This window comes from Klebsiella sp. EMBS2024 (assembly GCF_036233805.1).
Lineage (GTDB): Bacteria > Pseudomonadota > Gammaproteobacteria > Enterobacterales > Enterobacteriaceae > Klebsiella > Klebsiella pneumoniae.
The window spans coordinates 356,887-368,885 of the sequence record NZ_JAZARW010000001.1; the positions used below are offsets into that span (position 1 = coordinate 356,887).

An 11,999-nucleotide genomic window follows, 5' to 3' on the forward strand; every position below is an offset into this window, starting at 1 on the left:
GCCCCGGTAAGCGCAGCGCCACCGGGGAGGGGCGGGTTTAACGGAGGATCTTTTTCTCGGCCAGATCGAGGGCGAAATAGCTGAAGATCAGGTCGGCGCCTGCGCGTTTGATAGCGCCGAGGCTTTCCAGAACCACTTTCTCTTCATCGATAGCGCCCGCCTGGGCAGCAAATTTGATCATCGCGTACTCCCCGCTGACCTGATAGGCGCCGAGCGGCAGATCGCTGCGTTCGCGGATATCGCGCAGAATATCCAGGTAGGCGCCAGCCGGTTTCACCATCAGGCAGTCGGCGCCCTGGGCTTCATCGAGCAGCGACTCGCGAATGGCCTCCCGGCGGTTCATCGGGCTCATCTGATAGGTTTTCCGATCGCCCTTCAGCGCGGTACCGGCCGCTTCGCGGAACGGACCGTAGAAGGAAGAAGCGAACTTGGTCGAGTAGGACATGATCGCCGTATTGGTGAAGCCGGCGGCGTCCAGCGAGCGGCGAATCGCCTGCACCTGTCCGTCCATCGCGGCGGAAGGAGCGATGAAATCCGCCCCCGCGGCGGCGGCGACAACGGCCTGTTTGCCGAGGTTTTCGAGGGTCGCGTCGTTATCCACCCCGTGGTCGCACAGCACGCCGCAGTGGCCGTGGGAGGTATATTCGCAGAAGCAGGTATCGGACATGACGATCATCTCCGGCACCGTGGACTTACAAATCCGCGACATACGCGCCACCAGACCATTTTCATTCCAGGTATCGCTGCCGGTGGCATCGGTGTGATGAGAAATACCAAAGGTCATCACCGAGCGGATCCCGGCGTTGGCGATGCGTTCGATCTCGCGCGCCAGATATTTTTCCGGAATGCGCATCACGCCGGGCATGGCCTCTATCGCTTTGTAATCATCAATTTCTTCTTCAACAAAGATCGGCAACACCAGGTCGTTCAAACTCAGTGTTGTCTCTTCAAACAGGGCGCGCAGCGCAGCGGATTGACGCAGGCGGCGGGGGCGAGTGATTAAATCTGTCATGGTTTGCCTGATTTTGTGAAATGAAAGACGATAGTGTAACTGAAATGGCAGCGGGATGTTTCGCCAAAACGATCGTTATGGCGCATCGGCGAAACCTTCCACGGGCTTACTGGCTGGCCGTCTGCATGTTGGGCTGTGCGCCGCTCAGCTCGCTGACCAGGTCGTTGATGCCATCGCTCATATTGTTGAAGCGGGTTAACGGCGAGCGGGTTACCACCACAAAGGCGCCAACGTTAGCCTGCGGATTCATCGCCATATAGGTGATAAACCCGCCGCCGCCGCCGGTTTTCTGAATAATCCCCGGATGGCCGTTCTTCGGCTTCATATACACCCAGCCGAGGCCCAGCGCGTCTGCGCGGCCCGGCACGTCCATACCAATCACCCGGGTCAGCTGGTTACGCTGATAAATCAGCGTCTGCATCCGGTCGGCCTGCTGGCTGCGGGTATAGAAATCGGATGACAGGAACTGCTGCATCCAGCGCATCATATCCCCCGGCGTCGAGTAGACTCCGCCGCTGCCGATCGCCGCCAGGGTGTTGTTGCATGGGCTGGCGCCTTTTTCCGGGATCATCAGCCGCTGGCACTGATCCGGTGACGGGGTAAAGGTGGTGTCCTTCATCCCCAGCGGCCGGGTGATCTGCTCTTCAAACAGCTGCGGATACGGTTTGCCGGCGGCGGTGGAGAGCGCGTCCGCCAGTAAATCGAAGGCCAGGTTGGAGTAGGCCGCCTGCGAGCCCGGCGCGGTCTTCAGGGTCGCGGTAGAGAGCCAGTTCCAGCGCTGCTGGCGGGTCGGCCAGACAAACACCGGACGATGAGCGGCGCCGCCAGGCTGCTCGCGCGGCAGGGCGCTGGTATGGGTCGCGAGGTTAACCAGGGTGATTGGTTTTCCCTGCCAGTCAGGCACCCGGGCGCCCGGCGGGGCGTATTTGCTCAGCGGATCGTTGAGTTTCACCACCCCCTGGTCGAGCAGCTTCACCAGCATCTCGCTGGTCATCAGTTTGCTGAGGGAGGCGATACGGATCACCGAGTCGAGCTGCGGGTGCTGATTATTCCCCGGGCGGGTTTCGCCAAAACTGCGAAAAACACGCTGATTGCCATCGATAACCACCAGCGCCATGCCGGTGGCGCCGCTGCCGTAGTAGATATGATTGGCGTAACGATCGACCACATCCGAGGCGAAAACCGGGTCAACGGTAGGCTGTGCGGCCTGCACCGAGGTCCACGACGCCGCGCACAGCGCAGCAAAAATGAGCAAACTANGTTTCAACGGAGATCATCCATTAAATAAATAAAAAAGAAGAGGGTATTTATACTACGAAGTGGCGCAGAACAAAGCGGGATTCACGACATTCCTGCAGGAAAAAGGTAACGGTGCGTAAAAAAGACTTTTTTACGCTTTCGGATACCGGCTTTTTTCGCCGGCGCGTATGATGACCGTTTGGCTGAAGGTTCGTGGGAGAGAACAATGACGGCTCAACGGGTAGTGATGGTCGTGGATATGCAAAACGGCGTGTTCGCCACGCCGCGTCTGGCGCGCGAGCGCTGCGTCGCGCAAATTAATCGTCTGGTGCGCGCGGCGGACAAGGTTATTTTCATTCAGCATGATGAAGCCGGCGGCCTCGAAGCCGGCAGCGAAGGCTTCGCCCTGCTTCCTGAGCTGGAACAGCCGGCTGGCGCGCTGTATGTCACCAAAACCGCCTGCGATGCCTTCTATCACACCTCGCTGGCGCAGGTGCTGGACGAACACGACATTCAGCAGTTCGTCATCTGCGGCTGCGCCACCGACTACTGCCTCGATACCACCATTAAAAATGGCGCCAGCCGCGGGTACGGTATTGTTATCGCGGAAGATGCCCACACCACCGCCGACCGCCCCGCCGCGCAGGCCGCGACGCTTATCGCCCACTACAATGAGGTGTGGCGTACGCTGACCATTCCTGGCAATCCTTTACAGGTGAAACCCACAGAAACAATTCTGCACGCATGGCAGCAGAACTAAGCTGTTGATATCCGGTCTTATCATTCGTCTNTCCCGCGAGGGCTCATCCACGCGGCGGCCGACGTATGCGTCGTACACAGCAATAGCAGAACGATAAGAAGTTAGCAGGAGACAATGATGTTTAAATCTTTTTTCCCCAAACCGGGGCCGTNTTTTATTTCTGCCTTTATCTGGTCGCTGCTGGCCGTGATCTTTTGGCAGGCGGGCGGCGGCGACTGGCTGCTGCGGGTCACCGGGGCATCGCAAAATGTGGCGATCAGCGCGGCGCGCTTCTGGTCGCTCAACTATCTGGTGTTCTACGCTTACTATCTGTTTTGCGTCGGCGTGTTCGCGCTGTTCTGGTTTGTCTACTGCCCGCACCGCTGGCAGTACTGGTCGATTCTCGGCACCTCGCTCATCATCTTCGTCACCTGGTTTCTGGTGGAAGTCGGGGTGGCGATCAACGCTTGGTATGCGCCGTTCTACGACCTGATCCAGAGCGCGCTGGCCACCCCGCATAAGGTCAGCATCAACCAGTTTTATCAGGAAATCGGCGTCTTTCTCGGCATCGCGATCATCGCGGTGATTATTGGCGTGATGAACAACTTCTTCGTCAGCCACTACGTCTTCCGCTGGCGCACGGCGATGAACGAGCACTATATGGCCCACTGGCAGCATCTGCGCCATATCGAAGGCGCCGCGCAGCGTGTGCAGGAAGATACCATGCGTTTTGCTTCCACCCTCGAAGATATGGGCGTGAGCTTTATCAACGCGGTGATGACCCTGATCGCCTTCCTGCCGGTGCTGGTGACGCTCTCCGAACATGTTCCCGACCTGCCTATCGTCGGCCATCTGCCGTATGGCCTGGTGATTGCCGCTATCGTCTGGTCGCTGATGGGTACCGGCCTGCTGGCGGTGGTGGGGATTAAGCTGCCGGGCCTGGAGTTTAAAAACCAGCGTGTGGAAGCGGCCTATCGTAAAGAGCTGGTTTATGGCGAGGACGATGAAACTCGCGCCACGCCGCCGACGGTGCGCGAGCTATTCCGCGCGGTGCGTCGCAACTATTTCCGTCTCTATTTCCACTATATGTATTTCAATATCGCCCGCATCCTCTATCTGCAGGTGGATAACGTTTTCGGCCTTTTCCTGCTGTTTCCGTCGATCGTTGCCGGTACGATTACCCTCGGGCTGATGACGCAAATTACTAACGTCTTCGGCCAGGTGCGCGGCTCGTTCCAGTACCTGATCAGCTCGTGGACAACGCTGGTGGAACTGATGTCCATCTACAAACGTCTGCGCAGTTTTGAACGCGAGCTGGACGGCAAACCGCTGCAGGAAGCGATCCCGACATTACGTTAATCAAGACAAGGAAGCATAATGGCCGCACGTTTATCGCGCATTATTCCCGTTTCATTGACGCTGCTGGCGGCCATGGCGCTGAGCGCCTGTACCAGCCAGCAGGCTCCGGCGCTGAAAGAGGGCGAGAAGCCTGTTGACGTGGCGTCGGTGGTGCGGCAGAAAATGCCGGCTAGCGTCAAGGATCGGGAGGCCTGGGCGCAAGCCATCGCCACCGCGTTTGACAGCCAGAAGCTGGCGCCGACGGAAGAAAACGTCTGCTCGGTGCTGGCGGTCGCGCAGCAAGAGTCTAACTATCAGTCCGATCCGGTGGTGCCGGGGCTGAATAAAATCGCCTGGCAGGAAATTGACCGCCGGGCGGAAAAAATGCACATTCCGCCGTTTCTGGTCCATACCGCGCTGAAGATCACCTCGCCAAACGGTAAAAGCTATAGCGACCGTCTGGACAATGTGAAGACGGAAAAGCAGTTGAGCGCCATTTTTGATGACTTTATCGGGATGGTGCCGATGGGGCAGAAGCTGTTCGGTTCCCTTAACCCGGTGCACACCGGGGGGCCGATGCAGGTCAGCATTGCTTTTGCCGAGCAGCACACCTCCGGCTACCCGTGGAAAATGAACGGCACGGTGCGCCAGGAGGTCTTCAGTCTGCGCGGTGGCCTGTGGTTTGGCACCTATCATCTGCTGAACTATCCGGCCAGTTATAGTGCGCCATTGTACCGCTTTGCCGACTTCAACGCCGGCTGGTACGCCAGCCGTAACGCCGCCTTCCAGAACGCGGTGGTGAAAGCCAGCGGGGTAAAACTGGCGCTCGACGGCGACCTTATCCGCTACGACAGCGAGGAGCCGGGCAGCACCGAGCTGGCGGTGCGTCGCCTGGCGAGCCAGCTGGGGATGAGCGACAGCGAGATCCATCGTCAGTTGAAAAAGGGCGACAGCCTGGCGTTTGAGAAGACCGATCTCTATCAGCAGGTTTTCCGTCTCGCCGAGAAAAAGACGGGCAAAACCCTGCCGCGGGAGATGTTGCCAGGGATCCAGCTGGAGAGTCCAAAAATCACCCGAAATCTGACGACGGCGTGGTTTGCGAAACGGGTTGATGAGCGGCGGGCAAACTGTATGGCGCGGCGTTAACGGCGCTGACGCCAGCGCACGATAAGCGCCAGTACCCCGATGAACATGCAGCCGATCAGGAAAGGGATCAGACCAAAGAGGGTACCCACGGCGAGGCTGATGTCGACTTGCGGACGGCTGGCGTCCTGGGCTTGCATCAGGCGTTCAAATACCCCGGGGGCGTGGATCAGCATGCTGAGCATCTGCGCGCCGGCCCAGCAGCAGATCAACACGAACAGCCCGTAGGCGACATGGCTGCCGGTCAGCGCGCCCCTTTTTTTATTTCCCAAAAGCGATTTTGAAAAACTGAATTCAGCCATAGGCCCTCCCACATCTGCGCTGCTGGTTTTTTCTCCAGCTCTATGTCAGGTATTCTGGCAGTCAGGGGCCATCATCAGTATCAGATTGCTGGTAATTGCCGTCCAGGAATAATCCTGTTTTCGCCGTTGTGTTAACTGCGCCACAGGAGCACAAAAGGGAGAGCGGCGTCGCAATCCAGCAACATTCTCCATATCGCTACAGACCGCCGCGGGCGGCTATGCGAAGATGCGTTTTTTGCTGTTGGAGGCCGCATGAAGCTCACTGATAAAATTCGCCGCGATTGGCACTACTACGCCGTGGCGCTGGGGTTGATTTTTATTCTTAATGGCGTGGTGGGGCTGCTGGGGTTTGAAACTCAGGGGTGGCAATCCTACGCCGTCGGTCTGATCACCTGGGTCATTAGCTTCTGGATTGCGGGCTTTGTGATCCGCCGCCGCCCGGCAGAAGAGGCCTGAGGCCGCCGCTGCCAGGCGGGGTAAAACGCGTTTTAGTTCATGGAGGTTTTCAGCGCCCGGTCCGCGGCATGGCGCTCCAACGCCAGCTCAATCAGGCGGGTGATCAGGCTGGTGTAGTCGAGACCGCTGGCCTGCCACAGCTTCGGATACATGCTGATGTTGGTAAAGCCCGGCAGGGTGTTGATCTCGTTGATCACCACCTCGTTGTCGGCGGTGAGGAACACGTCGACACGAGCCATGCCGCTGCAGCCCAGGGTCTGGTAGGCCTGCACCGCGATAGCGCGAATTTTGTCGTTGATCTCAGGGGCGATAGCGGCCGGGACTACCACCTGCGCGCCCTGATCGTCGATATACTTGGTGTCGTAGGCGTAAAACTCGCTGTTGAGGACGATTTCACCGCAGGTGCTGGCCTGCGGGTGGTCGTTACCCAGCACCGCACACTCAATTTCCCGCCCTTTAATGCCTTGCTCCACCACCACTTTATGGTCAAATTCGAAGGCCAGGGCCACCGCCTGATGGTACTGCTCTTCGTTTTTAACTTTGCTGACGCCAACCGACGAGCCCTGATTAGCCGGCTTAACGAACAGCGGCAGGCCAAGCTTCGCTTCGACATCGGCAAAGCTGAACTGCGCGCGGTTGGCGCGGGTGAGTGTGATAAACGGGGCGACGGCGAGCCCGGCGTCGCGCAGCAGACGTTTGGTCACGTCTTTGTCCATACAGGCTGCAGAGCCCAGCACATCGGAGCCGACGAACGGCAGATTCGCCATGCGCAGCATCCCCTGCAGGGAGCCATCTTCACCCAGCGTGCCGTGGACGATCGGGAAAATCACATCGATGGCCGCCAGCGGTTGGCCGCTTTCGGCGTTAATCAGCTGCTGCGCTTCGCGGCCCGGGATCTGCGCCAGAGTCACCGTGGAAGGGCGCAGGGCAATGCGGGCAGGATCCTGTGCGTTGAGCAGGTAGTTGCCGGCGTCGTTGATGTGCCACAGCCCCTGTTTATCAATACCCAACAGAACCACATCGAAGCGCGATTTATCAATCGCTTCCACGATATTCTTCGCTGACTGCAGCGACACTTCATGCTCCGCCGACTTGCCACCAAAAACGATCCCAACCCTCATCTTTGCCATTTCAACTTCCATCCAGATAACATCAAAGGGCATAACATACCATGTGAAACCGCTGCCTGGCTGCCATAATATTTACCTGATCAATTGACGGGAGTGGGCGTGAGAGGAAAGACGCTGCTGGTGCTGGCCGGGCTGCTCGGCGCGGGCCTGTTGGGATACCGCAATCTGCCGCCGCACCTGAATCCGCTGGCGCCGCTGGCGCTGGACGATCCCCCGGGCTGGCTGACGTCGTTTAAGCTGCGCAGGCTGACGGCAGACCAGTGCGCCTCCCTGTTGGCGGAAGCCAATCGCCGGCGGCTTATCGCCAGCCGGCCGGTGGCCGACAGCGAGGGAAGCTGCCCTCTGCGTAACGTGGTGCGGGTGGCGAATTTTGGCTCGGTGCAGCTGAGCAGTAGTTTTCTCGCCAGCTGCCCGCTGGCGCTGAGCAGTGCGCTGTACATCGAGCAGCAGGCGAAGCCGCTGACCCGGCAGCTGATGGCGAGCGATCTGCGTCAGATCGATCATCTCGGCAGCTTTGCCTGCCGCAATATTTACCATCGTCAACAGGCGCGGCGCAGTGAACACGCCACGGCGGACGCGCTGGACGTCAGCGGTTTCCGTCTGGCGGACGGTAGACGCGTTAGCGTCCTGCAGGGCTGGCGGAGCGAGACTTCGCGCCCCTGGCTGGCGGCGCTGTTGAGCAGCAGTTGCCATTACTTCGGTAACGCGCTGGGGCCAGAGTACAACGCGGCTCACGCCAACCATTTTCATTTCGGCATGCGCGGGCAGGGCTTCTGCTTTTGAGCATAAAGCGCTATGAGCAGCCTAAATGACCAGAAAATGCTTCGTCAGGCTCTCATCCGCAGCCATAAAACACCAAACTCACCGCCAGCGCATCTATGGTAGTACACCAGTGGGATGAAATTGCTAAGCTAGATAATAATTGGCAAATCATTAATGAATACGCGTAGTTATGGAATCCTGGAAGGTTAATCTCATCTCCGTCTGGTTTGGTTGCTTTTTTACCGGCCTGGCGATTAGTCAAATTCTCCCCTTTTTACCCCTCTACGTCTCCCAGCTCGGCGTCACCTCGCATGAAGCGCTATCGATGTGGTCGGGGCTGACCTTCAGCGTCACTTTTCTTGTCTCGGCGATCGTCTCGCCAATGTGGGGAAGCCTGGCGGACCGTAAAGGCCGCAAGCTCATGCTGCTGCGCGCCTCGTTGGGGATGGCGATTGCCATTTTACTGCAGGCTTTCGCCACCAACGTCTGGCAGCTGTTTATCCTGCGGGCGATCATGGGCTTAACCTCCGGTTATATTCCCAACGCCATGGCGCTGGTGGCCTCCCAGGTGCCGCGCGAGCGCAGCGGCTGGGCGCTAAGCACGCTGTCGACGGCGCAAATTAGCGGGGTGATCGGCGGTCCGCTGCTGGGCGGTTTCCTGGCGGACCACGTCGGGCTGCGGATGGTCTTTTTTATTACGGCGATCCTGCTGACCATCAGTTTTCTGGTGACCCTGTTTCTGATTAAAGAGGGCGTTCGCCCGCAGGTCAGCAAAAGCGAGCGTCTCACCGGGAAACAAGTCTTTGCCTCTTTGCCCTATCCGGGGCTGGTGATCAGCCTGTTCTTCACCACCCTGGTGATCCAATTGTGCAACGGCTCAATCGGCCCGATTCTGGCGCTGTTTATTAAGTCGATGGCGCCGGACAGCAACAATATCGCTTTTCTGGCCGGGATGATCGCCGCGGTGCCCGGCGTGTCGGCACTGATTTCTGCGCCACGGTTGGGTAAGCTTGGCGACCGCATCGGCACCTCGCGGATCCTGCTGGCGACGCTCTGCTGCGCGGTGGTGATGTTCTTCGCCATGTCCTTTGTCACCACCCCGCTGCAATTGGGTACGCTGCGTTTTCTGCTCGGCTTTGCCGATGGCGCGATGCTCCCGGCGGTGCAGACCTTATTGCTGAAGTACAGCAGCGACAGCGTCACCGGGCGTATCTTTGGCTATAACCAGTCGTTTATGTATCTGGGCAACGTCGCCGGGCCGCTAATTGGCGCCTCTGTGTCAGCCATGGCCGGCTTCCGCTGGGTGTTTATTGCCACCGCCATTATCGTTTTCATTAACCTCTGGCAGCTGGCGTGGATGCTGCGCCAAACCCGCCGGGCTAACGCCTGAACCTCTGCTGACGGTATTTATTGCGATACCGTCAGCATTATTCGCCNTCAGCGGATTTACTATTACTTTTTGTTATCGTCATGGCGTGAACGCTATTCCATTTTATTATTTTCCAGGCAATCTGGTTATAAGCAACCCCGGTCATGATTAAACAATACTATTTATAGTGGTATTTTATTGTGGTAAAACGTTTCGCTGTATATTGGGTGTTGCGATGATTCTTAATTTAAGTAATTCTGAGGTCCGTCATCGCGTATGACATCCCAATCAAAACAGGCCTCGCATAAGGAACTGGTGCTATGAAGAATCTCATTGCTGAGTTACTGGTTAAACTGGCGCAAAAGGAAGAAGAAGCAAAGGAACTGACGGTGCAGGTTGAAGCGCTGGAGATCGTGGTCACCGCATTATTGCGCCATATGGAGCATGATGCCCAGCAGGCATTGATTCAGGATATTGAACAGGCGATTGACCAGGTGACCCCCTGTCCACCGGTCAACGACCATGATGCGATGCTGTTGCAGCAATATCTAAAGAAGCTGTTGCGGCATCCTCGTAGCTAGTCTTTGTGACACGACAAGGATGCCGTCATTTTTCTGTCATCTCCCTTTTATAAAGTCTCCCTCGTTTTGTTTTTTTAAGTATTTTTTACATGGAGATGACAAAAGTGAAATTAAGCGCCCTGTTTATTGCCCTGATTCCTCTACTGGGCTCGCCGGTTATTCATGCAGAAACTACTGCTGCGCCGGTTCTGGAAAATCGCGCTGCGCAGGGAGATATCACCACTCCTGGCGGCGCGCGTCGTTTAACAGGCGATCAAACCGAAGCGCTGCGCGCCTCGTTAATCAATAAGCCAGCTAAAAACGTTATTTTGCTGATTGGCGATGGCATGGGTGATTCGGAAATTACCGCTGCGCGAAACTATGCCGAGGGGGCGGGCGGTTTCTTTAAAGGAATTGATGCTCTGCCGTTAACCGGGCAGTACACGCACTATTCGCTGGATAAAAAAACCGGGAAACCGGACTACGTGACCGACTCGGCGGCCTCCGCAACCGCCTGGACCACCGGCGTGAAGACTTATAACGGCGCGCTGGGCGTCGATATTCATGAGAATGCGCATCAGACCATCCTCGAGCTGGCGAAAGCGGCGGGGCTGGCCACCGGCAACGTTTCCACCGCCGAGCTGCAGGACGCCACCCCCGCGGCGTTGGTAGCGCATGTGACATCGCGTAAATGCTACGGCCCGACGGTCACCAGCGAAAAATGCCCCAGCAATGCGCTGGAAAAAGGGGGCAAAGGCTCCATTACCGAACAGCTGCTGAACGCCCGACCGGATGTCACCCTGGGCGGCGGCGCGAAGACCTTTGCCGAAACGGCGACGGCGGGCGAGTGGCAGGGCAAAACCCTGCGCGAGCAAGCGCAAGCGCGCGGCTACCAGATTGTGACCGACGCGGCTTCTCTTGCCGCCGCGACGGAAGCCAGTCAGGATAAACCGCTGCTGGGACTCTTTGCCGATGGCAATATGCCGGTACGCTGGGAAGGGCCGAAGGCGTCTTATCACGGTAATATCGATAAGCCGCCGGTGACCTGTACGCCAAACCCGAAGCGTGACGCCTCGGTGCCGACGCTGGCGCAAATGACGGAGAAAGCGATTGACCTGCTGAGTCGCAACGAGAAAGGTTTCTTCCTGCAAGTCGAAGGCGCTTCCATCGATAAGCAGGACCATGCGGCCAATCCGTGCGGCCAGATCGGCGAAACGGTTGATCTTGACGAAGCGGTGCAGAAGGCGCTGGAATTCGCGCGAAAAGACGGTAATACCCTGGTGATCGTCACCGCCGACCATGCGCATGCCAGCCAGATCATCCCGGCGGATAGCAAAGCCCCGGGGCTGACCCAGGCTCTGAACACGCACGATGGCGCGGTGATGGTGATGAGCTACGGCAACTCTGAGGAAGAGTCGATGGAGCACACCGGCACCCAACTGCGCATTGCGGCCTACGGTCCGCATGCGGCTAACGTCGTCGGCCTGACCGATCAGACCGACCTGTTCACGACCATGAAAGCTGCCCTGAGTCTCAAATAAGTCGCTGCCGGTGGCGAAATTGCGTCACCGGCTGGTTTTTTTTCTATCTGCGTCCAGACTTACAACGTTCCACTCACAGAAGGATGGTGCGATGAAAATAACTTTATTGATGACCCTACTGTTTGGCTTGATCTTTATCAGCGCGGTTGGCGCGGCAGAAAAAACGCCCACTCCTCAGCAGCAAAGGATGACGGACTGCAATCAGCAAGCGTCAGCCAAAATGCTGAAAGGTGAGGAGCGCAAAACCTTTATGAGCCAGTGTCTGAAAAAAGAGACCACGACCTCGCAGGGAAAGGCGCTCACTCCTCAGCAGCAGAAAATGAGCGACTGCAGCAAAGCGGCCACGGCGAAATCACTGAAGGGTGATGAACGCAGTACCTTCATGAGTAGCTGCCTGAAGAAAGCCTG

General features: G+C 57.7%; 12 protein-coding genes and 1 pseudogene. 9 read left to right on the top strand and 4 right to left on the bottom strand.

The window, feature by feature from the left end:
• Window positions 1-37: 37 nt before the first annotated feature.
• Together hemB and ampH are read right to left on the bottom strand one after the other, a co-directional pair.
• The gene (hemB, locus tag VZP09_RS01585) at window positions 38-1,012 is read right to left on the bottom strand and encodes a porphobilinogen synthase (RefSeq protein WP_002890201.1); all 975 of its coding nucleotides are present in this window, start codon (window positions 1,010-1,012) and stop codon (window positions 38-40) included.
• 106 nt (window positions 1,013-1,118) lie between these two features.
• Entirely contained in the window at window positions 1,119-2,279 is a 1,161-nt protein-coding gene (gene ampH / locus VZP09_RS01590) for a D-alanyl-D-alanine-carboxypeptidase/endopeptidase AmpH (RefSeq protein WP_328794854.1), read from the bottom strand.
• A gap of 219 nt (window positions 2,280-2,498) precedes the next feature.
• Here ampH and VZP09_RS01595 point away from each other — a divergent pair, with 219 nt between their 5' ends.
• The 3 genes from VZP09_RS01595 (at window position 2,499) to VZP09_RS01605 (ending at window position 5,474) form a co-directional block, all read left to right on the top strand.
• Window positions 2,499-3,011: an isochorismatase family protein gene (locus VZP09_RS01595; protein WP_072143249.1), complete on the top strand. Its 513-nt coding sequence runs from the start codon at window positions 2,499-2,501 to the stop codon at window positions 3,009-3,011.
• 117 nt (window positions 3,012-3,128) lie between these two features.
• The gene (gene sbmA / locus VZP09_RS01600) at window positions 3,129-4,349 is read left to right on the top strand and encodes a peptide antibiotic transporter SbmA (protein WP_328794855.1); all 1,221 of its coding nucleotides are present in this window, start codon (window positions 3,129-3,131) and stop codon (window positions 4,347-4,349) included.
• 18 nt (window positions 4,350-4,367) lie between these two features.
• Window positions 4,368-5,474, top strand: a complete 1,107-nt coding sequence (locus VZP09_RS01605) for a DUF1615 domain-containing protein (protein ID WP_002890207.1) — start codon at window positions 4,368-4,370, stop codon at window positions 5,472-5,474.
• Here VZP09_RS01605 and VZP09_RS01610 read toward each other — a convergent pair.
• Entirely contained in the window at window positions 5,471-5,773 is a 303-nt protein-coding gene (locus VZP09_RS01610) for a YaiY family protein (protein ID WP_020802572.1), read from the bottom strand. The genes VZP09_RS01605 and VZP09_RS01610 overlap by 4 nt on opposite strands.
• A 252-nt stretch (window positions 5,774-6,025) precedes the next feature.
• Between VZP09_RS01610 and VZP09_RS01615 the strand changes: the two genes are divergently transcribed.
• Window positions 6,026-6,229 carry a DUF2754 family protein gene (locus tag VZP09_RS01615; RefSeq protein WP_002890215.1) on the top strand — a complete coding sequence of 68 codons (204 nt, stop codon included), beginning with the start codon at window positions 6,026-6,028 and terminating at the stop codon, window positions 6,227-6,229.
• A 32-nt stretch (window positions 6,230-6,261) separates the two neighbouring features.
• Here VZP09_RS01615 and ddlA read toward each other — a convergent pair whose 3' ends face one another.
• A complete protein-coding gene (gene ddlA, locus VZP09_RS01620) occupies window positions 6,262-7,359 on the bottom strand; it encodes a D-alanine--D-alanine ligase (protein WP_004151348.1) in 1,098 nt (365 codons plus the stop codon).
• A gap of 99 nt (window positions 7,360-7,458) precedes the next feature.
• Here ddlA and VZP09_RS01625 point away from each other — a divergent pair, with 99 nt between their 5' ends.
• The 5 genes and pseudogenes from VZP09_RS01625 to VZP09_RS01645 form a co-directional block, all read left to right on the top strand.
• Window positions 7,459-8,142, top strand: coding sequence for an extensin-like domain-containing protein (locus VZP09_RS01625; RefSeq protein ID WP_004151347.1), 684 nt, complete (start codon window positions 7,459-7,461; stop codon window positions 8,140-8,142).
• A 169-nt stretch (window positions 8,143-8,311) separates the two neighbouring features.
• Window positions 8,312-9,511, top strand: coding sequence for a multidrug efflux MFS transporter (locus VZP09_RS01630; RefSeq protein ID WP_002890219.1), 1,200 nt, complete (start codon window positions 8,312-8,314; stop codon window positions 9,509-9,511).
• 299 nt (window positions 9,512-9,810) lie between these two features.
• Window positions 9,811-10,071: an anti-adapter protein IraP gene (gene iraP / locus VZP09_RS01635; protein WP_002890221.1), complete on the top strand. Its 261-nt coding sequence runs from the start codon at window positions 9,811-9,813 to the stop codon at window positions 10,069-10,071.
• Window positions 10,072-10,160: 89 nt separating this feature from the next.
• Complete coding sequence (gene phoA, locus VZP09_RS01640) at window positions 10,161-11,591, top strand: alkaline phosphatase (RefSeq protein WP_004232385.1); 1,431 nt, start codon at window positions 10,161-10,163, stop codon at window positions 11,589-11,591.
• A 91-nt stretch (window positions 11,592-11,682) separates the two neighbouring features.
• Window positions 11,683-11,997 (top strand): annotated as a pseudogene (locus VZP09_RS01645) (PsiF family protein); the annotation flags it as partial.
• Window positions 11,998-11,999: the final 2 nt, after the last annotated feature.

Coding starts and splice junctions, on each gene's coding strand:
- hemB (WP_002890201.1), bottom strand. CDS start 1,012: ATGACAGATTTAATCACTCGCCCCCGCCGCCTGCGTCAATCCGCTGCG.
- phoA (WP_004232385.1), top strand. CDS start 10,161: ATGGAGATGACAAAAGTGAAATTAAGCGCCCTGTTTATTGCCCTGATT.
- VZP09_RS01605 (WP_002890207.1), top strand. CDS start 4,368: ATGGCCGCACGTTTATCGCGCATTATTCCCGTTTCATTGACGCTGCTG.
- VZP09_RS01630 (WP_002890219.1), top strand. CDS start 8,312: ATGGAATCCTGGAAGGTTAATCTCATCTCCGTCTGGTTTGGTTGCTTT.
- VZP09_RS01615 (WP_002890215.1), top strand. CDS start 6,026: ATGAAGCTCACTGATAAAATTCGCCGCGATTGGCACTACTACGCCGTG.
- VZP09_RS01610 (WP_020802572.1), bottom strand. CDS start 5,773: ATGGCTGAATTCAGTTTTTCAAAATCGCTTTTGGGAAATAAAAAAAGG.
- iraP (WP_002890221.1), top strand. CDS start 9,811: ATGAAGAATCTCATTGCTGAGTTACTGGTTAAACTGGCGCAAAAGGAA.
- ddlA (WP_004151348.1), bottom strand. CDS start 7,359: ATGGCAAAGATGAGGGTTGGGATCGTTTTTGGTGGCAAGTCGGCGGAG.
- VZP09_RS01595 (WP_072143249.1), top strand. CDS start 2,499: ATGGTCGTGGATATGCAAAACGGCGTGTTCGCCACGCCGCGTCTGGCG.